Origin of the sequence: Streptomyces herbicida (genome assembly GCF_032656585.1) — a bacterium.
Taxonomy (GTDB): domain Bacteria; phylum Actinomycetota; class Actinomycetes; order Streptomycetales; family Streptomycetaceae; genus Streptomyces; species Streptomyces herbicida.
The window spans coordinates 382531-403779 of record NZ_JAUYWJ010000005.1 but is presented as its reverse complement, the minus strand read 5'-3'; the positions used below and the strand labels follow the sequence as shown (position 1 = coordinate 403779).

Here is a 21249-nt window from a genome sequence, read left to right as displayed (position 1 = left end):
CGGTCGGGTCGCGGGTGTACGGCCGAGCCCGTACACCCATGGCCCGTGCGCCCATCATGTGAAGAGGCGGCCGACGCTGATCGCGGCGTTCGGCAGGACCGCGGGCGGGCAGCATCACGGCGTGCCCGCTGCCGCGCGGCTCCCGTTCAGCCGGGCCAGCTCGGCCTCGGTGAGTCGGAGCGCGCCCGCGGCTACGTTCTCGGCCAGGTGGTCGGGGTTGCCGGTACCGGGGATCGCGAGGATGTGCGGGCCCTGGTGCAGGGTCCAGGCGATGCGGACCTGGGCGGGGCCGGCTCCGTGCTCCCGGGCGACGGCGAGCACCGCATCGTCGTGGTGCTCCGTCGCCCCGCGCGGTCCGCTGTCTCCGGCGACCGCGTAGAACGGTACGAACGCGATGCCCCGGTCGGCGCAGATGCGCAGCATCTCGTCGTCCACGGGGTCGGGCCGGTCGAGCGCGTACCGGTTCTGGACGCACACCACCGGGGCGATCTCCAGGGCCTCGGCCAGGTGGTGGGGGCCGACCCCGGAGATGCCGAGGTGCCGGATCCGACCCGCCTGGCGCAGTTCGGCGAGGGCGCCGAAGTACTCGGCGATGGAGTCCTGGCGTGCCGTCCGGCGGAAGTTGACCACATCCAGGTGGTCGCGCCCCAGCTGGCGCAGGTTCTCCTCGACGTGTCCGCGCAGCTGGTCGGGCCGGGCCGGGGAGGCCCACTGCCCGTAGTAGTCGCGGCACGGGCCGACCGTGGTGACGATGACCAGGTCGTCGGGGTACGGGCCGAGCGCGCTGTTGATGAGTTCGTTGGCGGAGCGCAGGGACGAGAAGTAGAAGGCGGCCGTGTCGATGTGGTTCACGCCGAGCTCGACGGCCCCGCGCAGCACGGCGATCGACCGTTCACGGTCGCTCGGCGTGTCCAGATGGAAGGCCGCGCTGCCCGTCAGCCGCATGGCTCCGAAGCCGATGCGGTTGACGGGCAGGTCACCGAGGGGCCAGGTGCCCGCGGCGGCCGCGGTGATCGTTCGGGAGGCCATCGGCGGAGTCTCGCACACGCCCCGGCCCCCGCCGCGAGCGGTTTTACGGATAGGTGTAGGTGTTCAGGGCCGCGACGGCCGATGCCGGGTCGCCGAGGTCATAGCGGTCCACGGCAAGGAAGTTGGGCTTCTTGCGGGCCGCCGGCTGGCAGAAGCGCCGGGCGCGGTCGGCGAGTTTGGTGTTGTCCGTACGGGCGGTGGAGGCGATGGTGGCGTCACGGAAGTGGTTCATGACGAACAGCGGCCTGAAGCCCGTCTCGGTGCGGGTCAGCGGGATGTTGGTGCCCGCGTCGTACCAGCGGCTGTAGCAGGACCAGTCCGAGGAGCCCAGGCCCGATCCCAGGGACCAGTAGTTCTCGACGGTCCACTCCCGCTGGTACATGACGCCGAAGCTGTCCCGGGTCAGTCCAGCGGACTCGTCGGCGGAGCGGCTGTGGTCGGTGAAGATCAGCAGCCGGTGGTTCGCGGCGATCAGGTCGGCGAGCCGGGGCCAGCCGTTTTGCCGTACACCCGTCTGGTCGGGGCGGTAGAGCACGTCCGGCAGACCGCTGACGCGGGAGAGTTCGGAGCGCAGCACGCCGGGGTCGACGTAGTCCTCCAGGAAGACGGTGATGAACTGGTCGGGGTTGGCCTTGAGGAAGTTCACCATCCGCTGTACGTCCACCCACAGGGCGACCGGCCTGCTGACCAGCGTGCAGCTGTTGTGGCACAGGATGGCGCCGTCCGGGGTCTGGTGGATGTCCAGCATGAATCCGCGGACGCCGTCGGCGAGTTGCTGGTCGACGCCGCGGGCCTGGTTGGGGAAGAAGTTCACGAACGGCGGGGCGAAACCGCCGTCGACTCCGTTGGCGTAGGCGTTGTGCGCGGTGAGGAACGTGACCTGGTCGAGGGTGCGCCGGTCCGGTGGGGGCATGGGGCCGGTGGCGGACGCGACCGGGGTGAGGTACCAGGCGGCGAGGGTGCCGGAGGCACCCATGGCCAGTTGGGCGGGGTAGTTGGCGCCGGAGGGCTGGGGCGCCACGGTCAGATAACGGTCGGTGCCCGGCGCCTTGAGCGTGTAGCGGTCGGCACCGGCCGTGCCGATCTCCCAGGCCGCGTCGTCGCTCGCGCAGGACACGGTCCGGGCCTGGTCGCCGGAGCGGCCGAGACAGCTGCCGGCCGTGTCGGTGCTCTCCAGGACGTACGAGGATCCGCTCGTCCTGAGGTTCCACTGCTGGTGGTCCTCGTTGCCCTTGGGTCTGTGCTGTTCCACCGCTGCGCCGTTGTCCGCGGCGTCGAGGCCGGTCACGGCGCTCTGGACGTAGTAGGCGCCGGCGGCCGGGACCGCGGTGGCGGCATGGGAAGGAGGTGCCACGACCGCGGCGGCCAGCGCGGCGGTCATGGCGAGCAGGGCGTGGGGGGTGCGCATGCGGGTGCCTTTCCTCGGAGGAGGCAGTCAGGTGCATGACACCATGCCCGGTGAAGGGCCGTCAGGAGTAGAGGTCGGGGCCCGGCCGCTCGAACGGCCGGGCCCGGCAGGCTGACGGAGGTCAGCTCAGCGGCTTCTCCAGCACCGCCTTGCGGTGGCTGAACGTCTCGATCGAGTAGCGGCCGTGGTAACTGCCCATGCCGCTCTCGCCGACACCGCCGAACGGCAGGTCGGAGACGGTGAGATGGGCGAGCGGCAGGCCGTGGCCGAGGCCGCCGGAGGAGGTCTCGGCGGCGATCCGCGCCCGCGTGCCGTCGGACTCGGTGAAGACGTACAGCGCGAGGGGCTTGTCGCGGTCGTTGATGAAGCCGATGGCCTCGTCGAGGCCGGCCACGGTGACGATCGGCAGGATCGGACCGAAGATCTCCTCCCGCATGACCGGCGACTTCGGGTCGACGTCGGCCAGCACGGTCGGCGCGATGTACTTGGACCCGCGGTCGCTGCCGCCGCCGAGCACCACACGGCCCGAGCCGAGGAGCCTGCCGAGCCGGTCGAAGTGGCGCTCGTTGACGATGCGGCCGTACTCGGCGGAGGCCGCCGGGTCCGTGCCGAACAGCGCCTCGACGGAGCGTACGAGCGCGGGCTCCAGGGCGGCGGCGGTCTCCGGGTCGGTCAGGACGTAGTCCGGGGCCACGCAGGTCTGTCCGGCGTTCAGGAACTTGCCGCGCGCCAGCCGGTCGGCGACCACCTCGATGTCGGCATCGCGGTCGACGAACACCGGTGACTTGCCGCCGAGTTCGAGGGTGACCGGGGTGAGGTGCTCGGCGGCGGCGCGCATCACGACGCGGCCGACCGTGCCGTTGCCGGTGTAGAAGATGTGGTCGAAGCGCTCGGCCAGCAGGGCGGTGGTCTCCGGGACGCCGCCCTCGACCACCGCGACCGCCTCGGTGTCCAGGTACTCCGGGATCAGCTCGGCCAGCGCGGCCGAGGTGGCCGGAGCCAGTTCGCTCGGCTTGGCCACCACCGCGTTTCCGGCCGCCAGCGCGCCGACCATCGGGGCGAGCAGGAGCTGGGCCGGGTAGTTCCAGGGGGCGATGACGAGGACGACACCGAGGGGGTCGTACTGCGTCCAGGCCCGCGCGTCGTCGCCCAGGTGCGCCGGCACGGGTGCGGACTCGGGACGCAGCCACTGCGTGAGGTGCCCCAGGGTGTGGTCGATCTCGCGGACGGTGAAGTCGATCTCGGTGCGGTGGGCCTCGGCGGAGCTCTTGCCCAGGTCCGCGTGGAGCGCGGCGGCCAGTTCTGGGCCCTTCTCCGTGAGCATTTCGCGCAGGCGGTGCAGCTGACCCGTGCGCCACTCGACGGGCTTGGTACGGCCGGTACGGAAGGTGGCGCGCAGCCGGGCCACGACGTCGGCGGGCTGCTCGGGGGTGGAGTGGTTCACGATGCCTCGCTGATGTGCTCGGGTCTTGCGGCCCGAGAGTACGGTCTCGATCGGTCGGATGTAAATACCAACCATTCAGTCACCGAAATACATTCCCGGGCCGTGCGCGTGACGCGGAACTCGTGCCGCGGGAAGCGCTCAGCGCATGAGGTCGCGTCGGCGTCGGTCGAGGTGGGCGCGTTCCGCGGGGCTCTTGGTGAGCTCGGCTGCGGCCTCGTACTCGCGTACCGCCTCGGTGTGGCGGCCAAGGCGGCGCAGCAGGTCGGCGCGGACGGCGTGGAGCACGTGGTACGTGTCGAGCGCCAGCGCGTCCACCAGGTCGAGGGCCGCCCGCGGGCCCTCGACCTCGGCCACCGCGACCGCCCGGTTCAGGGCGACCACCGGGCTCGGGGCGAGGGCCATCAGCTGGTCGTACAGGCGCAGGATCTGCCCCCAGTCGGTGGCCTTGGCCGTCGGCGCGTCGCTGTGCACGGCGTTGATCGCGGCCTGGATCTGGTACGGGCCCGGCTGGTTGCGGCGCAGGCAGCGGCGGACGAGGTCCTGCCCCTCCGCGATCAGGGCGCGGTCCCACAGAGTGCGGTCCTGCTCGGGCAGCGGCACCAGCGCACCGTGCGTGTCCAACCGGGCGGGCCGGCGTGCCTCGATCAGCAGCATCAGCGCGAGGAGCCCGATGACCTCGGGCTCGTCCGGCATGAGCTCGGCGAGCAGCCGGCCGAGGCGTACGGCTTCGGCGCACAGGCCGGGATAGCCGGTGTAGCCCTCGTTGAAGATCAGGTACACGACGGCCAGCACACCGTTCAGCCGGTCGGGGAGGTCGGCGTCGCGGGGCACCCGGTACGGGATGCCCGCGTCACGGATCTTGGCCTTGGCCCGCACGATGCGCTGGGCCAGGGTGGGCTCGGGCACCAGGAAGGCGCGGGCGATCTGCGCGGTGCCGAGTCCGCCGAGCAGCCGCAGGGTGAGCGCGACGCGGGCCTGGAGGGCGAGCGCGGGGTGGCAGCAGGTGAAGATCAGCCGGAGCCGGTCGTCGCGCACGGGGCCCTCCTCGGCCGGTGCGTCGGGCGCGTACAGCCGGGCGGCCTCGGCCTGCCGGGCGTCCCGGGAGGACTCGCGGCGCAGACGGTCGATCGCGCTGTTGCGCGCGGTGGTGATGATCCAGCCGGCCGGACTGGGCGGCACCCCGGTGCGCGGCCACTTCCGGACGGCCGTGGTGAAGGCGTCCTGGACCGCTTCCTCGGCGAGGTCGATGTCGCCGAGGAAGCGGACGAGGACGGAGACCGCACGCCCGTACTCGGCGCGGAAGACGGCCTCGACGTCGGTGGTGTCGGGCATCAGTGCTGGTCGGCGAAGGGCCGCACTTCGATGGGGAGGGTGGTGGCCAGTGCGGCCTTCCTGCCCCACTCCAGGGCCTCGTCCAGGTCGGCGGCCCTGATCAGGCACAGGCCGCCCAGGTACTCCTTGCCCTCGGCGTACGGCCCGTCGGTGATCAGCACGTTTCCGTCCTCGGGGCGCAGCACGGTCGCCGTCTCCGGGCCGTGCAGCCCGCCCGCGAACACCCAGGCTCCGGCGTCGCGCAGCTCCTGGTTGAAGGCCTCGACGTCGCGCATGATCGCGGCGAGCTCGTCGGGGGCGGGAGGTGTGCCTCCGGCCGGCTGGACCACGCTGAGCAGGTAGTGCTTCATGACGTCCTCCTTGGCGTCCTGGGGTATCTGTCACCTCCTACACGAAGGGCAGTCACCCGGATCGACACCTCGCCTCACCCCATCGGGAGAATCTTTTCCATGACCACGGCAGCACATCCACTCGTCGCCGGCGCCCGCCGGCTCGCGGACGATCTGCTCGCCCCGCGAGCCGAGCACGTCGGCCAGGAGGGCGTACCCGCGAGCCACATCGAGGCGGTCAGGCGCTCCGGGCTGCTCGGCGTGAGCTCGCCGCGCGAGCAAGGCGGAGCGGGCGCCCCCGACGCGGTGGCCCGGGAGGTCGCGGAGTTCCTGGCCGGGGCCTGCTGCTCCACCTGGTTCGTCCAGACGCGGCACCACACGCCGGTGAATCCGCCCGCCAGGTCCGAACGCCTGCTGGTGCAGGGGCAGACGGCACAGGTGCGCAGGGCTCATCTCGGCGCGCCGGCCTCCCAGCACGCGTGAGCCGGACGGCACGGTGTCCTGCCCGGCCAGGCAAAGCGGTGTCCTGCCGTACTAGGCGGCCTTCTCCTCGCAGGTCGGCACCACCACGAGGAAGGCGTCGGACTTCAGGTCCATGACGACGGTCGCGGGCTCGCCCTCGGCACGACACGCGGCCGCGTACTCCTCCGCCGGCCACGATCCACGCGGAGCCCCGGCGGGAAAACGCTTCAGCACCTTCGCGCCCATAGCGGCGGTTCACCTCCGGCCTCGAGCAGTGTGCCGTCCTTTCACCTGCCCCGAATCGCTGCGGACATGTCAGAACACCGCCAGGTCGCCGCCTGGAACCGCTCCATGCCGGTGTCCGCATCCGCAGGGACCGTGCGGCTGGAAGTGATCGCAGGGGGACGTCGACGCGGAGGGCCGAGGACCCATGAACCATGACGACACCGCAGCGCGACCGCGCTGCCTGGTGACGGGCGCCACCGGGTACATCGGGGGACGGCTCGTGCCCGAACTGCTGTCGGCCGGGTACCGGGTGCGCTGTCTGGCCCGCTCCCCCGGCAAGCTGCGCGACCACCCGTGGGCGGGCGACGCGGAGGTGGTACGGGGAGACGTCACCGACGCCGCCTCGGTCGACGGGGCGATGCGGGACGTCGATGTCGCCTACTACCTGGTGCACGCGCTCGGCACGGGCAGGCGCTTCGAGGAGACGGACCGCCGCGCGGCACGGATCTTCGGGGAGCGGGCCAGAGCCGCCGGTGTGCGCCGCATCGTCTACCTCGGCGGTCTCACCCCGGTCGGAGTGCCCGAAAGCGAGCTCTCGCCCCATCTGCGGTCGCGCGCGGAGGTGGGCCGCATCCTGCTCGACTCGGGCGTGCCCACCACCGTGCTGCGCGCGGCGGTGATCATCGGGTCGGGCTCCGCCTCCTTCGAGATGCTGCGGTACCTCACCGAGCGGCTGCCCGTGATGGTCACCCCGAGCTGGGTGCACACCCGTATCCAGCCCATCGCCGTAAGAGACGTCCTGCGCCTCCTCGTCGGCGGCGCCGCCCTGCCCGACGACGTCGGCCGGGCCTTCGACATCGGGGGGCCGGACGTCCTGACGTACCGCGACATGATGCTCCGGTACGCCTCCGTGGCCGGGCTGCCCCGCCGGGTGGTCGTGCCCGTGCCGGTCCTCACGCCCCGGCTGTCCAGCCACTGGGTCGGCCTGGTCACACCCGTCCCCGCGGCCATCGCACGGCCGCTGACCGAGTCGCTGCGGCACGAGGTCGTCTGCCGCGAGCGCGACATCGTCCGCTACGTGCCCGATCCCGAGGGGCACCCGATCGGCTTCGACGACGCGGTACGGCTGGCCCTGAGGCGCGTCCGCGAGGCCGGGGTCACCACCCGCTGGTCGTCCGCCGCGGTGCCCCGCGCACCCAGCGATCCGCTGCCCACCGACCCGGACTGGGCGGGCGGCAGCCTCTACAGCGACCGGCGCGAGGCGGGCGTGGACGCGCCCACCGGCGACCTGTGGCGGGTGATCGAGGGCGTCGGGGGCGACAACGGCTGGTACTCCTTCCCGCTCGCCTGGGCCCTGCGCGGGTGGCTCGACCGGCTGGCCGGCGGGGTGGGGCTGCGCCGTGGCCGCCGGGACGCGCAGCGGCTGCGGGTCGGCGACTCGCTGGACTTCTGGCGGGTCGAGGAGATCGAGCCGGGGCATCTGCTGCGGCTGCGGGCCGAGATGCGGCTGCCGGGCCTGGCCTGGCTGGAGATGTACGCCGAGCGGGACGGCAGCGGCCGCAGCCGCTACCGCCAGCGTGCCCTGTTCCATCCGCGCGGGCTGCTCGGGCACGCCTACTGGTGGAGCGTGTCGCCCTTCCACGCCGTGGTGTTCGGCGGGATGGCCCGTAACATCGCCCGGGCCGCGGCCAGAACTCCCCTCACCCCCGCCGGTGAACGCGCACCCGCCCGTTGACGCCCGCATCCGCCGGGCCCGCCGGGCCGGAAACAGCTCACCGTCCTCATCCGTCCCACCGGAGCCGCACCATGAACGTCTCGGTCGTCCTGTTCACCTCCGACCTTCGCCTGCACGACCACCCGCCCCTGCGGGCCGCCGCGGAAGGCCCCCGCCACGTCGTTCCCCTCTTCGTCCGCGACAGGGCGGTGCAGGACGCCGGGTTCGCGGCACCCAACCGGCTGGCGTTCCTCGCCGACTGCCTGCGCGACCTGGACGCGGGGCTGCGCGAGCGCGGCGGGCGGCTCGTCGTCCGGTCCGGTGACGTCGTGGGCCAGGTGTGCAAGGTGGCCGCGGAGGCGGACGCCGACGAGGTGCACATGGCGGCCGACGTCAGCGCCTACGCACACCTTCGGGAGGAGCGGCTGCGGCGCGCCCTGGAGGCCGCGGGGCGCCGGCTGCACGTCCACGACACGGTGACCACGGCGGTCGCGCCCGGTGCGGTGACCCCGGCCTCCTCCGACCACTTCGCGGTGTTCACGCCGTACTTCCGGCACTGGTCGCAGCAGCGTCTGCGCGAGCCCCTCGGCGCGCCCCGGGCCCTGCGGGTCCCCGACGGCGTCGGATCCGAGGAACTTCCCGTACGCGGCGGGCTGTCGGGAGTGTCCGAGGCGCTGGCCCCGGGCGGCGAGAGGACGGGCAGGAAGCGGCTCACCACCTGGCTGCGCGGTGGCCTCGCCGCCTACGAGGACCGCCACGACGACCTGGCCGGCGACGCGACCTCCCGGCTCTCGCCGCATCTGCACTTCGGCACGCTCTCCCCGGTCGAACTCGTCCACCGGGCGCGCAGGGCGGACGGTCCTGGCGCCGCGGCCTTCGTGCGGCAGCTCGCCTGGCGCGACTTCCACCGCCAGGTCCTGGCCGCACGGCAGGACGCGGCCACCGCCGACTACCGTCCGAAGCACGACCGCTGGCGCTCGGAGCGCACGGCCCCGGACGACGTCGACGCCTGGCGCGAGGGCCGTACCGGCTATCCGGTCGTCGACGCGGCCATGCGCCAGCTCCGGCACGAGGGCTGGATGCACAACCGCGGCCGTCTGCTCGCCGCGAGCTTCCTGGCCAAGACGCTCTATGTCGACTGGCGGGTGGGCGCCCGGCACTTCCTGGACCTCCTCGTGGACGGGGACGTCGCCAGCAACCAGCTCAACTGGCAGTGGGTGGCCGGCACCGGCACGGACACCCGCCCCAACCGCGTCCTCAACCCCGTCACCCAGGGCAGGCGCCATGACCCCGACGGCGCGTACGTCAGGCGCTGGGTGCCCGAACTGGCGAGCATCGAGGGCCCCGCGGTGCACGAGCCGTGGAAACTCCGGGGCCTGGACCCGGCCGCGCTCACCTACCCGGCCCCGATCGTCGCCCTGTCCGACGGACTGGCCCGCTTCAGACGGGCCCGGGAACGCGGCTGAGCCCGCTCCGTTCACCAGGACGTCGGCGGTGGCCCGGTCGCGGGCGCGGGACCACCGGTACGGCGTCAGCGCGGTGCGTCCGCCGGCACGCGATGGGTTCCGGCCAAGGTGTCGAGCGCGTCGCGCAGATCAGTCGGGCGCAGCATGCCGCGGGCGGACCGGCCGGCCCAGCCCGGCCCGCCCAGCACCACCACCGGCTGCCGGCGCGCGCCCTTGACGCCCCACTGCGTGGCGGAGACGTGCTGGGCCAGCGGCAGACTCGCCGTGGAGCGTGCCTGCGCCCACAGCACCACGGCGACCGGACCCAGGCGCCGCACCGCCGCCGAGAGCGCCTCGGCCGGCACGGCCGCGCCGAACATCCGTGTGGGCAGCCCGAGTTCACCGAGCCCGGCGTTGAGTGCCTCCAGCGGCAGGGTGTGCTGTTCGCCGGGTACGCAGGCCAGGATCACCGGCCCGCCGGCCGTGGCGTCGCCCGCCCGCACCGGCCGCCGGGTGCCGCGGCGCAGCACGGTGGAGACGTGCCACGACAGCAGGTGCTCCACCTCGACGTAGCGGTCCCCGGACGAGGCCCACTTGCGTCCGACGGCGTGCAGGGTCGGCACCATCACCTCCTGCCAGGCGACGGTGAGGCCGTGCTCGGCCACGGCGGAGGACAGCTGCTCCTCGACCGCGGCGGCGTCGAGGCGCACGGCGGCGCGGGCCAGGCCGCGGCACTCCTGGCGCACATCGCCGAGGGGCAGTGTGCCGGCCGCCCGGGAACGCCCGGCCGTGTCTTCGGTCGCCGGGGCCGGGCGGGGAGTGCGCGCCGCCTCGTCCTTCGCGGCGCGGGCCGCCTCGGCCGGCGGTACTCCCGCCGACGTCAGCCGGCACATCGTCTCCAGCATCGCCATGTCCCCGGGCGTCCAGCGCCGGTGCCGACCGTCGGATCGCCGGGCGGGGCCGAGACCGTACCGGCGGTCCCAGGACCTGAGGGTGGTCGGTGAGACACCGAGCCTGCGGGCCACGGCGCCGGTGGTCAGCCCGGCTCCGCCGGGTGCGGGGGCCTGGCCTCCGGCGGCCTCGTCCGGCGCGTTCTCGGCCGCGTACTCACCCATGGAGCGACTATACGACGCAGAATCGACGCAAGTTGAGCGGTTTGTCCAAGGGCTCACACGATGGCGGCACCGTCGCACGTGAGGAGCCGTGGCCATGACCCCGTATCCGGCCGCCACCGCGGATCCGCCCCGGAACCCGGCCGCCGGGACACCTCTGTGGGCCCCGGTCGAGGAGTCCTTCGCCGACGAGGAACTCGCCCGAGGTCTGGCCGCCGGGGCGGAGGCCTGCCTGGCCGCGGCCTACCGCCGCTGGTCCGCGCTGGTGTACACGCTGGCCCGGCGCTCGCTCGGCGACTTCGGCGAGGCGGAGGACGTCACCCAGCAGGTGTTCCTCGGCGTGTGGCGCGGGCGGCACGGCTACCGGCCGGAGCGCGGCCCCCTCGCCGCCTGGATCGTCGGCATCACCCGGCGCAAGATCGCCGACGCGCTGGCCGCCCGGAGCCGGCGCGGCGAGCTGGTCACCGCCGCCGGGTCGGGATTGACTCCGTACGGCGGCACCACGGCCGGACAGCCCGAGGCCGTGCTCGACCGCGCACTGGTCCGGGACGAACTGGCCAGGCTCCCTGCGCCCCAGCGGCGGGTCCTGCACCTGGCGTTCTACGAGGACCTGACCCACACCCAGATTGCCGCGCGCACGGGTTGGCCGCTGGGCACGGTCAAGAGCCATGCCCGGCGCGGGCTGCACCGGCTGCGGCACCGTATCGAGCTGCAGACGCCGGCCGAAGAGGCCCCTCGACCGAACGGGTGAGTCTTGGGCGGACAGCCATTCGATGCAGAAACGGTGCGCACGCGACCGCGCATCCGGTGCCCTCGGTGCGACGGCGCGTCGGCCGAGCTGCGGCGGGCGGGCCGTCGCCGCCAGGACCGCCTCGCCCGACGACCGTCCGATCCGGCCACCGGCGCGGGTGTGGCCGGCGATCGTCGACGCGGGGCGGGACGGGCGGACTGCTCCCGACCGGGCGTGCGGCGTCCCCGAGGCCGCCGCGGGAACCGTCACACCCCTACATATAAAGGCGGAATAAGCGCAGAATGTACCTACGCGGCGCTTACCGCACCGCACCAGACGCGGTCAGGCCTGCAAGTCAAAGGAGACGAGTCATGGCCAACGTCTCGCACAGAGGTGACATAACAAGCCACCCAGATGTCCACGAAATGCGGGCCCGTTACGCCCGTATGCTCGGCGGCCGGGATGTGGCGCTGGTCGACGGACCGGTGTTCCTGCTCGGTCTGTACTGCGCGGCATCCCCGTGGATCCTCCACTACTCGGCGAGCCAGCCCGCACTCGCCACCCACAACCTGATCATGGGCATCGCGATAGGCCTGCTGGCTCTCGGATTCACCAGCGCCCCTGAGCGCATGTACGGCCTGAGCTGGGCCATGTGCGCCCTGGGCGTATGGATGATCATCGCCCCCTGGATCGTCGGCAGCAGCCCGGACACCGGCGTCGTGCTCAACAACATCATCATCGGCGCCCTGGCCATCATCCTCGGGCTGATGTGCACCGCTACGGCAGCGAAGAGCGCACCCATGCCCTAGCGCTCCAAAGCCACAAAGAGAACACAGAGGAAAGGAAGAGAGATCGAGGCCGGTCCGCACAGGCGGACCGGCCTCCGGCTGCCAGGGCGGTGACGCGAGCGCACCGCACGACGGCCGGCCGTCAGGTACCGGCGGGCTCCGTGTCCGGTGCCTGCGCGGCGGCGTACTCCTCGGAGACCTCCTTCTCCCCGAACGGCCACACCTTCTCCAGCCGCGCCCAGATCAAGAACGCCACGCAGCCGAGGGCGACCCAGGCCAGGGACCACTCGATGGGGTGGCGCCCCGGGGAGTTCTTGTCGGCGTAGCCGTAGATCACGCACCAGCCGGCGAAGGCGACGATGCTCGGTAGGGGGTAGAGCCACATGCGGTAGGGGCGTGGCATCGTCGGCCGGCGCCTGCGCAGCACCGTCAGGGCCACGATCTGGGCCAGCGCCTGGACGATGACCATCACCGTGGTGAGGAGCTGGATCAGGGTGGCCAGATCCGTGTGCCGGCCGATCAGGAAGCCGATCGCGGTGATCACGCCCATCGTCGCCAGGCCGAGCATCGGGAAACGGTGCTTGGGGTGCAGCTTCTCGTACGGGCGGAAGAAGACGCGGTCGCGCGCGGCGTCGTAGGGCACCCGCGAGCCACCGAGCAGACCGGTGAAGACCGAGGCGAACGCCGTGATCAGGATCAGCACGGTCACCGTGTCGGCGGCCCCCTTGCCCCAGGTCTTCTCCAGCACCGCCGAGGCCACCGAGGTGGAGGCGATGTCGCCGGGGTCGGTCATCCGGTGCCAGTCGATGACACCGAGCGTGCCGATCTGGAGGAGCAGATAGATCGCCATGATGCCGAGGATCGAGAAGAGGATGGAGCGCGGCAGCGTGCGGCCCGGGTCCTTGATCTCGGCGCCCATGTAGGCGGTCGTGTTGTAGCCGAGGTAGTCGTAGATGCCGATGGTCAGGCCCGCGGCGAAGCCGAGCCAGAAGTGGTTCGAGGTGAGGTCGAGGGCGTGGGCCGGGTAGGTGAAGGCCAGGTGGGGGCTGAAGTCGGTGGCCGCGGCGACGATCACCAGGAGCACCGAGGCGATCATCACGGTCCACATCACGGCGGTGATGCGGGCGATGTGCTCGATGCCGCGCCAGAGCAGGATCACGACCAGGGCGATGATGCCGAGACCGATCAGATCGCCAGAGGTCTTGCCGAGGTCGGGGGCGAGATAGCCCAGGTACTGGACGAAGCCGACCACGCCCGTGGACATGATCAGCGGGATGAAGAGCATCGCCGTCCAGACGAACAGGAACGGCATCAGCCGGCCCGTGCGGTACTGGAAGGCCTGACGGAGATACACGTAACTGCCGCCGGAGCCGGGCATCGCCGCGCCCAGTTCGGCCCAGACCAGCCCGTCGCAGAGCGCCAGCAGCGCGCCCGCCACGAAACCGATCACCGCCTGGGGGCCGCCGAATGCGGCGACCATCAGCGGGATCGTCACGAACGGACCGATCCCGCACATCTGGCTCATGTTGATGGCGGTGGCCTGGAACAGGCCTACGCGACGGACGAATCCACCCGTGGGTGGCGGACTACCGGACATGGGGACTCCTGACGCGGCGGACGGAGAGGCTCGCCCGGCGGGGCGGAAAGCCGATCCGGCGGGGCTGATGGCCGATAAAGTTAAGGAGCCTTACTAGATGCGTCAAGTATGCGTCAGGAATGCGTGAGAATGGTGCGATGCCCGCCAGCGACGTCATAGAGCAGCAGGAACAGCCCTGGAGCCGCCGGCGGCTGCGCAGCACCAATGAGCGGCTGCTCCTCGACCGGCTGCGCGCCCTCGGCTCGGCGTCGCGCGCCCAGCTGGCGCGCGAGACCGGGCTGTCCAAGCCGACCGTGTCCAGCGCGCTCGCCTCGCTGGAGTCCGCGGGACTCGTCCGCGAGGTCGGCACCCAGGCCCCCGAGCGCGGCCGGATCGCGGTCCTGTACGCCCCCGACCCGGCCGCCGGTCACGCGCTCGGCGTGGACATCGGCCGCAGCTGGCTGCGTGTCGCGGTCGCCGACCTGGACGGCACGGTGGTGGCCCGGTCCGACGTGCGCAACCGCGCCCGCGGCTCGGGCGCCCTGGCCGACCTGGTCGTCTCCACCGCCCGCCAGGTCGTGGCCAACTCCGGCGTGGACCCGGCCGAGGTGGTGCACGGGGTGGTGGGCACGCCCGGCGTGTACGACGAGAAGCAGCGACGGGTGCGGTACGCGATGCATCTGCCGGGGTGGGGCCGTGCCGGGCTGCTCGACCGGCTGCGCGAGGAGCTGGGCGTACCGCTGGAGGTGCACAACGACGCCAACCTGGCGGCGCTGGGCGAGTACACGTACGGGGTCGGCGCGGACAGCCGGCTGTTCGCGTACATCCTGATCGGCACCGGCCTCGGCATGGGGGTCGTCAGCGAAGGGCGGCTGTTCACCGGGGCGCACGGGCTGGCCGGGGAGATCGGGTTCCTGCCCTGGCCGGGGCAGCAGAAGCCGGAGCGGCTGGAGGACGCGGTGTCGGGGGTGGCCGTCGTCGAGGCGGCCCGCCGGTTCGGGATGAGCGGGCAACTGACCGCCAAGGCCGTGTTCGACGCGGCCCGGCAGGGAAACTCCGCCGCGGTCAGGGCCGTTCACCTCGAGGGCGAGCGGATAGCGCACACGGTGGCCGCCGCCGCGGCCGTGCTCGATCCGGATCTGGTGGTGCTCGGGGGCGGGGTGGGCCACAGCGTGGACCTGCTGCTGCGGCCGGTCCGGGACCATCTGCGGACGCTCACTCCGCTGCGCCCGAGGATCGCGCCGAGCCGACTGGGTGAGGACGCGGTGCTCCTCGGCGCGGTGGCGACGGCTCTGGGGACCGCGCGGGAGAAGGTGTTCGAGCGCAGGTCCGCCGGGTGACGACCAATTCCCGCAGGGGCCACGGTGATTGACACGGCCCCCTCGGAGCCCTAGCTTGAGGCGGGTTAGTAAAGTTTCCTAACTTTACGAGGCTGGAGACCGCCGTGTTCCCTCGCCCCGCCCCCCGACGTCGCCTCGCCGGAGCCGCCGTGGCCCTGGGCCTGATCGGCTCGCTGTCCACCAGTGCCTGGGCCGGGTCGCGGCATCCGGCCCCCGCGCACGGGCACACCCGGGTCACCCGCGTGCCCTCCGCCGCGGGCACCGGCACCCCGCTCTCCGGCTACTCGATCCAGTCGACGGCGAAGGTGAGCGACTCCGCGTCGGACGTCTCCTCCCCCGGCTATCCGGCCGCCGGCTGGTATCAGGCGGGCCCCCGCTCCACCGTCCTCGCGGCACTGCTCGCCGAGGGCGTCTACGCCGACCCGTTCTACTCCACCAACCAGCAGAAGATCCCCAAGGCCGACTTCCAGGTCCCGTGGTGGTACCGCAGCGACTTCCGGGTCGACGACACCTCCGAGCGCACCTACCTCGACTTCAGCGGGGTGATCTCGGCGGCCGACGTCTATGTCAACGGCCACCGGGTCGCCGAGGCCGCGGACGTCTCGGGCGCCTACACCCGCCACGAGCTGGACGTCACCGCACTGGTCCGCGCCGGCACGAACACGGTGGCCTTCCGGATCCGGCCGAACGTGCCCAACAAGAACCTCACCATGGGCTGGATCGACTGGCTGCAGCCCCCGCCCGACGAGAACATGGGAATCGTCCGGGACGTCCTGGTCCGCAGGGGCGGCCCGGTGGCGCTGCGGGACGCGCATGTGACGACCCGGCTGGACGTGCCCTCGCTCGCGACGGCCGACCTGACGGTCAAGGCGCAGGCCCGCAACGACTCCGACGCGGCCGTCACGGCCGAGGTCTCCGGGAGCATCGGCGCAACCTCGTTCTCGAGGACCGTGCCGCTCGCGGCCCACGAGACGAAGACGGTCACCTTCACCCCCGCCGACTTCCCCGGCCTGCACCTCACCAAGCCGAGGGTGTGGTGGCCGGCAGGCATGGGCGGACAGCCGCTGTACGACCTCGACCTCACCGCCACCGTCTCCGGTACCCGGTCCGACACCGCGCACGAGACCTTCGGCATCCGCGACGTCCGGGCGCCGCTGAACTCCGACGGCGCCCGTCAGTACCGGATCAACGGTCGCAAGCTGCTGATCAAGGGTGGCGGCTGGTCACCGGACGAGTTCCTGCGCTGGGACCGGACCTATGTCGCGGACCGGCTCAAGTACGCCCTCGACCTGGGCCTGAACGCCATCCGCCTGGAAGGCCACATCGAGCCCGACGAGTTCTTCGACCTCGCCGACCGCTACGGCGTCCTCACGCTGCCCGGCTGGGAGTGCTGCGACAAGTGGGAGGGCCAGGTCAACGGGAGCGGTGAGTCCGGCGACCCGTGGACGGCCGCCGACTACCCGGTCGCCAAGGCCTCGATGGCCGCCGAGGCGGCCCGGCTGCGCGACCACCCGAGTGTCATCTCCTTCCTGATCGGCAGCGACTTCGCGCCCGACAGGACGATCGAGAAGAACTATCTGGACGCCCTGAAGGCGGCCGACTGGCCGACCCCGGTGGTCTCCGCCGCCTCCGCCAAGTCCTCACCGCAGCTCGGCAGTTCGGGCATGAAGATGACCGGGCCCTACGACTGGATCCCGCCGAACTACTGGTACGCCAAGCGCGAGGGCGGTGCCACCGGCTTCAACTCCGAGACCAGCGCGGGCCCCGACATCCCCACCCTCGACACCCTGCGCCGGATGATGACGCCCGCCGAGCTGGACACGCTCTGGAAGAACCCGGGCATGAAGCAGTACCACCGCTCCCCGTCACCGGTCTTCGGCACGCTGAAGATCTACGACGCCGCGCTCGCCGGCCGCTACGGCTCCCCCAAGGGCCTCACCGACTACGTCCGCAAGGCGCAGCTCGCGCAGTACGAGAACGTGCGCGCCCAGTACGAGGCGTACGGACGCAATGCGACGGACTCCTCGAAGCCGTCCACCGGGGTGATCTACTGGATGTTCAACAGCGGCTGGACGTCCCTTCACTGGCAGCTGATGGACCGCTACCTCGACCAGGGCGGCGCCTACTTCGGGGCGAAGAAGGCCAACGAGCCGCTGCACATCCAGTACTCCTACGACAACCGTTCCGTCGTCGTGGTCGACAACCGGCACGCCCCGGCCGCCGGACTCACCGCGCGGGCCACGCTGTTCAACCCCGACGGCACGCAGAAGTACGACAAGACCGTCACCGGGGTGACGGTGAAGGGCGACGGCGCGCACGCCGACGCGCTGACGCTGCCCGCGTCGGTGAGCGGACTGTCGACGACGTATCTGGTGCGGCTGACCCTGACCGATTCCTCCGGCAAGGAGGTGAGCCGGAACGTGTACTGGCTCTCCGCCAAGGCGGACACGCTCGACTGGGCAAACACCGACTGGTACTACACGCCGACGACGAGCTATGCCGACCTCAAGGGGCTGGCTTCGATGGCGCAGGCGCCGGTGTCGGCGACGGCCTCGACCGAGTCGGCCAACGGCACGTCGACCACCACGGTGACGGTGCGCAACACGGGGAAGGGCAAGACCCCGTCGCTGCTGACGGACGTCCATCTGGTCGACGCGAAGGGGAAGCCGGTGCTGCCGGTGCGGTGGTCGGACAACCAGGTCAGCCTGTGGCCGGGCGAGTCGATGACGCTGACCGCCACCTACCGGACGGCGGACCTGCACGGATCCGTGCCGCGGGTCCGGGTCTCCGGCTGGAACACGGCAGAGCGGACCGTTCCGGCGGGATGACCCGGTGGGGCCCGGCGGGGGCGTCCCGCCGGGCCCCGGCACGTCAGCTGACGCCCAGCGCCGTGTCGTCGATGACGAAGGACGTCTGCAGGGTGCTGCCCTCGGTGCCGGTGAACTTGAGCGTGACGGTCTGGCCGGCGTAGCTCGCCAGACTGAAGGTGCGCTGGGTGTAGCCGCTCGCCGCGTTCAGGTTCGAGTAGGTCGCCAGGGTGCCCAGGACGGTTCCGGAGCTGCCCAGGACCTGGACCTTGAGCGTGTCGTACGCCGTGCTGGTGGAGGTCTCCGCCGTGTCGATGTGGAGATAGAAGCTCAGGGCGGCGGTGGTGCAGCCGGACGGGATGGTCACCGACTGGGAGAGGGTGTCCGTGGTGGCGCTGCCGTAGCCGTCCAGCCACGCGTAGTACGAACCCGTGCGCGCCGACTCGCCACTGGAGTTGGTGATGACACCGCTGCTGGCGCTCCAGGTGGTGTTGCCCGACTCGAAGCCGTTGTTGCCGAGGAGCTGGGCGGCGGCGCAGCTGCCGGTGCCGCCACCGCCTCCGCCGCTGGTGCCCGAACCCGCCAGCCATGCGGTGGCGTTGAGAGCCAGGGCCGCATTGGTGGCGCCGGAGTCGTTCCAGCCGTCGTACAGGGTGTTGCCCGACTGGCCGGTTCCGTCGTCGATGGGCGAGCTGTCGCCCCAGAAGGCGACGCGGCCGCTGCCGAAGGCGCTGGTCAGGAAGAAGGCGCCGGTGTTGCCGGAGTAGCCGCTGCGGTAGACCAGGCCCTTGACGGCGGAGTTGTCGGCGGGCTTGAGCGTGGCGGTGGTGCCGTTGGCGATCAGGCTCTTGGTGACGGTACCGAAGGAGCCGTGCAGGACCGGATCGGTGCTGTCGCTGATGGCGGCCGGGTAGCCGGAGCTGATGTTGAGCGAGTCGATGGAGAAGCCGAACGGGTCGGTCGAGTCGACGCTGTTGTTGGTCATCAGGTCGTTGAGGATCTCGACCGCGTCCTGGCCGTCGTTGTTGCGATCGGCGCCGGTGTGGTCGGAGATCATGAACAGACCGCCGCCGTTCTTCACGAAGTTCATGATCGCCGTCTTCTCGGCGGTCGTGAACAGCGTGTTCGGTTCGGGCAGGACCAGAGTGTCGAAGTTCGACAGATCGGTGGCCGAGGAGCCTCCGTAGCCGAGACTGGAGCCCGACGGCAGCGTCTTCAGGCTGTAGCTGCCGGTCTTCTGCAGGGCGACGCCCCAGGAGGACAGGGCACCGGTCCAGTCCGTCTCGGCGGACGGGGAGGAGTTCTGGCCGAGCGGGTCGGGCTGGCTGGTGGAGATGATCCAGTCCGCGTTGCCGGCCGTCTCGGCGTGGGCGTTGTCGAACAGGACGCGGTGCGTGGTGGCCGCGTGGGCGGGGGTGGCGCTGGTGCCGACCTGGAGGGCGGCTCCCGTGACGAGCAGCCCGAAGCTGGCCAGGGCTGTGGTGAGTCTGCGGCGGGATCTTCTGGATCCGAGCATCCGGCGAACCTCCGTGAACGGTGGGGTAGAGGCGGTGCGGGCGCCAAGTCTGCGCGCGTAGAGCCAGGTTGAGGGTTCTACACGCGTCGATTGGTTGAAAGGTACATGGCATGTCTGTGGGGTGAACAGAAAGTCCCGGCAATAACCGGGGCGGACTGCCTCCGGATTCCGGGGGCAGATTGGACATCAGAGGGGATCTCGACGAATCAGAGGGGATCTCGACGAAGAGGGGCAGACATGGAGATCTCAGGCATCATCAGTGCCATAGTCATCGGCATCATCATCGGCGTCCTCGGACGTCTGGTCGTCCCCGGGCGGCAGCGCATCGGTTTCCTGTGGACGATCGCCGTCGGCATCGTGGCCGCGCTGCTGGGCTCGGCGATCGCCGCCGGGTTCGGGGTGGCCGACACCAAGGGGCCCGACTGGATCGAGTGGTTCATCCAGATCGCGCTGGCAGCGGTGGGCGTGGCCGCGCTGGACCGCGCGAAGGCACACCGCTGACGGCGTGGGCGTCGCGCTGGTACAGGCCCGCCGACGCGGCTCCCCTCGGCGTTCGGCGGGCCTGCCGCCTCGACCTGGCGCCCGGCATCGTCGACGCCGGGCGCTGCGGGAGGCGGACCCCCATGCCATCAGAGTCGCGGCGGAGCCGAGCGCACGCATGGGGCCGATCGGCTCTGCACAACGGTCCGTTCGGCCCGGGCGGTACGCCCGGGCCCGGCAGCCTTACCGCCTCACGGCGGACAACTGCGTGGCTCAGGGCGTGTACACGTACGGCGTCGTCGTGCTCAGCGGTTCGAAGCCGAGGCGTTCCAGGATGGGGCGGCTCTGCGCCACCGCGTCGACCTGGAGGTAGCGGTAGCCGAGGGCCGCGGCGGCGTGAGCGCGATGGGCCACCAGGGCACGGTAGATGCCTCGGCCGCGCCAGGCCTCGACCGTGCCGCCGCCCCACAGCCCGGCGAAGCGGGTGCCGGGCACCGGCTCCAGGCGGGCCGCGCTGACCGGCTCGTCACCGGCGAGTGCCACCACGGCGACCACCGTGTCCCGGTCGGCGGCCAGCCGGGCGAGCAGCCGCTGCCGCAGCCGTGTCCCGTCCGTGCCGAAGGCCTGCTCGTGCACCTCCACCACGAGGTCGACACCGGCCGGGTCGGTGACGGGCAGGATGCGGATCCCGTCGGGCGGCCGCGTGCCGACGGTCAGGGCGGCGACCTCCGCGACCATCAGCGTCTCCTCGGGCTCCGGGATGAACCCGGCGGCGCCGAGCCGTGACCCGAGGTCGAGCGGGCGGTCGTGGCCGTAGAGCTTCCACTCGAAGTCGCGGCCGAGGCCGGTGAAATACGCGATCTGGTCGGCGATCGCCCGGTCCGCGCTCGCCGTGTCAAGGCCGGACCAGACAACGCCGTTCCAGCCGTGGGCGTCCGCGACCTGGCGCACCACGTTCCCGGTGCGTTCGATCCGGGCTCCGGGGCCGTCGGGCCGTGCGCCCTCGCGCATGTCCCGGTCGTACAGGGCGAGCACCGAGGCGTGATCCATGACTTCACTCCAGCATCCGGGGCGGGCCCGGGCAACGGGATTACCGGTCGGCGGTTGCCGCGGCGCCCGGACGCACCGCGGCCAGATACGCCCTGAGCCGGTCTCGGTTGCGGGCCAGGCAGTCGATGCGGGCCTGGATCCGGTCGATGTGACCGGTGAGGAGGGCCGCGGTCTGCGGGGTGACGCACTCGGCGGGCGGATGGATCTGCTCCGGCCCGGACAGGTAGGGCAGGATCGCCCGGATCATCTCCGTGGTGAGACCCGAGTCCAGCAGGCCGCGGATCTGCTGGACGTCCTGCACCGCGCACTCGCCGTAGGAGCGGTAGCCGTTGTCGGCGCGTTCGGGGTGGAGCAGGTCCTGTTCCTCGTAGTAGCGCAGGAGCCGGGTGGGGACGCCGGTGCGGCGGGACAGCTCGCCGATCCTCATGGCTCCCTCCGGGCAGCGCTTGCCTTCACACTGAT

18 protein-coding genes and 1 pseudogene are annotated in these 21249 nt (G+C 71.8%); 8 read left to right on the top strand and 11 right to left on the bottom strand.

Annotated features, from left to right (window positions below; all coding sequences use genetic code 11):
* Nucleotides 1-114: 114 nt before the first annotated feature.
* The 5 genes from Q8A52_RS14030 to Q8A52_RS14010 all read right to left on the bottom strand — a co-directional run bounded on the left by Q8A52_RS14030 (nucleotide 115) and on the right by Q8A52_RS14010 (nucleotide 5563).
* A complete protein-coding gene (locus tag Q8A52_RS14030; RefSeq protein WP_316751691.1) occupies nucleotides 115-1029 on the bottom strand; it encodes an aldo/keto reductase in 915 nt (304 codons plus the stop codon).
* 43 nt (nucleotides 1030-1072) lie between these two features.
* The gene (locus tag Q8A52_RS14025; protein ID WP_316751689.1) at nucleotides 1073-2437 is read right to left on the bottom strand and encodes a PI-PLC domain-containing protein; all 1365 of its coding nucleotides are present in this window, start codon (nucleotides 2435-2437) and stop codon (nucleotides 1073-1075) included.
* Nucleotides 2438-2558: 121 nt separating this feature from the next.
* Nucleotides 2559-3881 carry an aldehyde dehydrogenase family protein gene (locus Q8A52_RS14020; protein ID WP_316751687.1) on the bottom strand — a complete coding sequence of 441 codons (1323 nt, stop codon included), beginning with the start codon at nucleotides 3879-3881 and terminating at the stop codon, nucleotides 2559-2561.
* A gap of 138 nt (nucleotides 3882-4019) precedes the next feature.
* Nucleotides 4020-5213, bottom strand: a complete 1194-nt coding sequence (locus tag Q8A52_RS14015) for an RNA polymerase sigma factor (RefSeq protein WP_316751685.1) — start codon at nucleotides 5211-5213, stop codon at nucleotides 4020-4022.
* Nucleotides 5213-5563 (bottom strand): YciI family protein, encoded by a 351-nt coding sequence (locus Q8A52_RS14010; RefSeq protein WP_316751683.1) that lies wholly within the window; start codon nucleotides 5561-5563, stop codon nucleotides 5213-5215. The genes Q8A52_RS14015 and Q8A52_RS14010 overlap by 1 nt, the downstream gene beginning before the upstream one ends.
* A 99-nt stretch (nucleotides 5564-5662) precedes the next feature.
* On the opposite strand from Q8A52_RS14010, the pseudogene Q8A52_RS14005 reads away from it, so the two are divergent.
* A pseudogene (locus Q8A52_RS14005) lies at nucleotides 5663-5950 on the top strand (acyl-CoA dehydrogenase family protein); the annotation flags it as partial.
* A gap of 126 nt (nucleotides 5951-6076) precedes the next feature.
* Here Q8A52_RS14005 and Q8A52_RS14000 read toward each other — a convergent pair.
* Nucleotides 6077-6250, bottom strand: a complete 174-nt coding sequence (locus tag Q8A52_RS14000) for a hypothetical protein (protein ID WP_316751681.1) — start codon at nucleotides 6248-6250, stop codon at nucleotides 6077-6079.
* A 184-nt stretch (nucleotides 6251-6434) separates the two neighbouring features.
* On the opposite strand from Q8A52_RS14000, the gene Q8A52_RS13995 reads away from it, so the two are divergent.
* Both Q8A52_RS13995 and Q8A52_RS13990 read left to right on the top strand, forming a co-directional pair.
* Nucleotides 6435-7964 (top strand): SDR family oxidoreductase, encoded by a 1530-nt coding sequence (locus Q8A52_RS13995; RefSeq protein ID WP_316751678.1) that lies wholly within the window; start codon nucleotides 6435-6437, stop codon nucleotides 7962-7964.
* A gap of 71 nt (nucleotides 7965-8035) precedes the next feature.
* Nucleotides 8036-9409 (top strand): cryptochrome/photolyase family protein, encoded by a 1374-nt coding sequence (locus tag Q8A52_RS13990; protein ID WP_316751676.1) that lies wholly within the window; start codon nucleotides 8036-8038, stop codon nucleotides 9407-9409.
* Between the two features lie 65 nt (nucleotides 9410-9474).
* On the opposite strand, the gene Q8A52_RS13985 is transcribed toward Q8A52_RS13990, so the two are convergent.
* Complete coding sequence (locus Q8A52_RS13985) at nucleotides 9475-10503, bottom strand: MerR family transcriptional regulator (protein WP_316751674.1); 1029 nt, start codon at nucleotides 10501-10503, stop codon at nucleotides 9475-9477.
* Nucleotides 10504-10597: 94 nt separating this feature from the next.
* Here Q8A52_RS13985 and Q8A52_RS13980 point away from each other — a divergent pair, with 94 nt between their 5' ends.
* Entirely contained in the window at nucleotides 10598-11251 is a 654-nt protein-coding gene (locus Q8A52_RS13980; protein WP_316751671.1) for an RNA polymerase sigma factor, read from the top strand.
* 350 nt (nucleotides 11252-11601) lie between these two features.
* On the top strand, nucleotides 11602-12039 hold the full coding sequence (locus tag Q8A52_RS13975) for an SPW repeat protein (protein WP_316751670.1): 438 nt from the start codon (nucleotides 11602-11604) through the stop codon (nucleotides 12037-12039).
* 121 nt (nucleotides 12040-12160) lie between these two features.
* On the opposite strand, the gene Q8A52_RS13970 is transcribed toward Q8A52_RS13975, so the two are convergent.
* Nucleotides 12161-13615: an APC family permease gene (locus Q8A52_RS13970; protein ID WP_316751667.1), complete on the bottom strand. Its 1455-nt coding sequence runs from the start codon at nucleotides 13613-13615 to the stop codon at nucleotides 12161-12163.
* Nucleotides 13616-13752: 137 nt separating this feature from the next.
* Between Q8A52_RS13970 and Q8A52_RS13965 the strand changes: the two genes are divergently transcribed.
* Together Q8A52_RS13965 and Q8A52_RS13960 are read left to right on the top strand one after the other, a co-directional pair.
* Nucleotides 13753-14934 carry an ROK family transcriptional regulator gene (locus Q8A52_RS13965; RefSeq protein ID WP_316751665.1) on the top strand — a complete coding sequence of 394 codons (1182 nt, stop codon included), beginning with the start codon at nucleotides 13753-13755 and terminating at the stop codon, nucleotides 14932-14934.
* A 104-nt stretch (nucleotides 14935-15038) separates the two neighbouring features.
* The gene (locus tag Q8A52_RS13960; protein ID WP_316751663.1) at nucleotides 15039-17762 is read left to right on the top strand and encodes a glycoside hydrolase family 2 protein; all 2724 of its coding nucleotides are present in this window, start codon (nucleotides 15039-15041) and stop codon (nucleotides 17760-17762) included.
* A gap of 43 nt (nucleotides 17763-17805) precedes the next feature.
* Here the strand turns inward: Q8A52_RS13960 and Q8A52_RS13955 are convergent, their stop codons facing one another.
* Nucleotides 17806-19257 (bottom strand): hydrolase, encoded by a 1452-nt coding sequence (locus tag Q8A52_RS13955; protein ID WP_316751660.1) that lies wholly within the window; start codon nucleotides 19255-19257, stop codon nucleotides 17806-17808.
* 237 nt (nucleotides 19258-19494) lie between these two features.
* Here Q8A52_RS13955 and Q8A52_RS13950 point away from each other — a divergent pair, with 237 nt between their 5' ends.
* The gene (locus Q8A52_RS13950; RefSeq protein ID WP_316751657.1) at nucleotides 19495-19758 is read left to right on the top strand and encodes a GlsB/YeaQ/YmgE family stress response membrane protein; all 264 of its coding nucleotides are present in this window, start codon (nucleotides 19495-19497) and stop codon (nucleotides 19756-19758) included.
* A gap of 252 nt (nucleotides 19759-20010) precedes the next feature.
* Here Q8A52_RS13950 and Q8A52_RS13945 read toward each other — a convergent pair whose 3' ends face one another.
* Nucleotides 20011-20787 (bottom strand): GNAT family N-acetyltransferase, encoded by a 777-nt coding sequence (locus tag Q8A52_RS13945; protein WP_316751655.1) that lies wholly within the window; start codon nucleotides 20785-20787, stop codon nucleotides 20011-20013.
* 40 nt (nucleotides 20788-20827) lie between these two features.
* A complete protein-coding gene (locus Q8A52_RS13940; RefSeq protein WP_316751653.1) occupies nucleotides 20828-21214 on the bottom strand; it encodes a MerR family transcriptional regulator in 387 nt (128 codons plus the stop codon).
* Nucleotides 21215-21249: the final 35 nt, after the last annotated feature.

Coding starts and splice junctions, on each gene's coding strand:
- Q8A52_RS14010 (WP_316751683.1), bottom strand. CDS start 5,563: ATGAAGCACTACCTGCTCAGCGTGGTCCAGCCGGCCGGAGGCACACCT.
- Q8A52_RS13940 (WP_316751653.1), bottom strand. CDS start 21,214: ATGAGGATCGGCGAGCTGTCCCGCCGCACCGGCGTCCCCACCCGGCTC.
- Q8A52_RS14030 (WP_316751691.1), bottom strand. CDS start 1,029: ATGGCCTCCCGAACGATCACCGCGGCCGCCGCGGGCACCTGGCCCCTC.
- Q8A52_RS13950 (WP_316751657.1), top strand. CDS start 19,495: ATGGAGATCTCAGGCATCATCAGTGCCATAGTCATCGGCATCATCATC.
- Q8A52_RS13955 (WP_316751660.1), bottom strand. CDS start 19,257: ATGCTCGGATCCAGAAGATCCCGCCGCAGACTCACCACAGCCCTGGCC.
- Q8A52_RS13965 (WP_316751665.1), top strand. CDS start 13,753: ATGCCCGCCAGCGACGTCATAGAGCAGCAGGAACAGCCCTGGAGCCGC.
- Q8A52_RS13985 (WP_316751674.1), bottom strand. CDS start 10,503: ATGGGTGAGTACGCGGCCGAGAACGCGCCGGACGAGGCCGCCGGAGGC.
- Q8A52_RS14015 (WP_316751685.1), bottom strand. CDS start 5,213: ATGCCCGACACCACCGACGTCGAGGCCGTCTTCCGCGCCGAGTACGGG.
- Q8A52_RS13980 (WP_316751671.1), top strand. CDS start 10,598: ATGACCCCGTATCCGGCCGCCACCGCGGATCCGCCCCGGAACCCGGCC.
- Q8A52_RS14000 (WP_316751681.1), bottom strand. CDS start 6,250: ATGGGCGCGAAGGTGCTGAAGCGTTTTCCCGCCGGGGCTCCGCGTGGA.
- Q8A52_RS14025 (WP_316751689.1), bottom strand. CDS start 2,437: ATGCGCACCCCCCACGCCCTGCTCGCCATGACCGCCGCGCTGGCCGCC.
- Q8A52_RS13990 (WP_316751676.1), top strand. CDS start 8,036: ATGAACGTCTCGGTCGTCCTGTTCACCTCCGACCTTCGCCTGCACGAC.
- Q8A52_RS13995 (WP_316751678.1), top strand. CDS start 6,435: ATGAACCATGACGACACCGCAGCGCGACCGCGCTGCCTGGTGACGGGC.
- Q8A52_RS13970 (WP_316751667.1), bottom strand. CDS start 13,615: ATGTCCGGTAGTCCGCCACCCACGGGTGGATTCGTCCGTCGCGTAGGC.
- Q8A52_RS13945 (WP_316751655.1), bottom strand. CDS start 20,787: ATGGATCACGCCTCGGTGCTCGCCCTGTACGACCGGGACATGCGCGAG.
- Q8A52_RS13975 (WP_316751670.1), top strand. CDS start 11,602: ATGGCCAACGTCTCGCACAGAGGTGACATAACAAGCCACCCAGATGTC.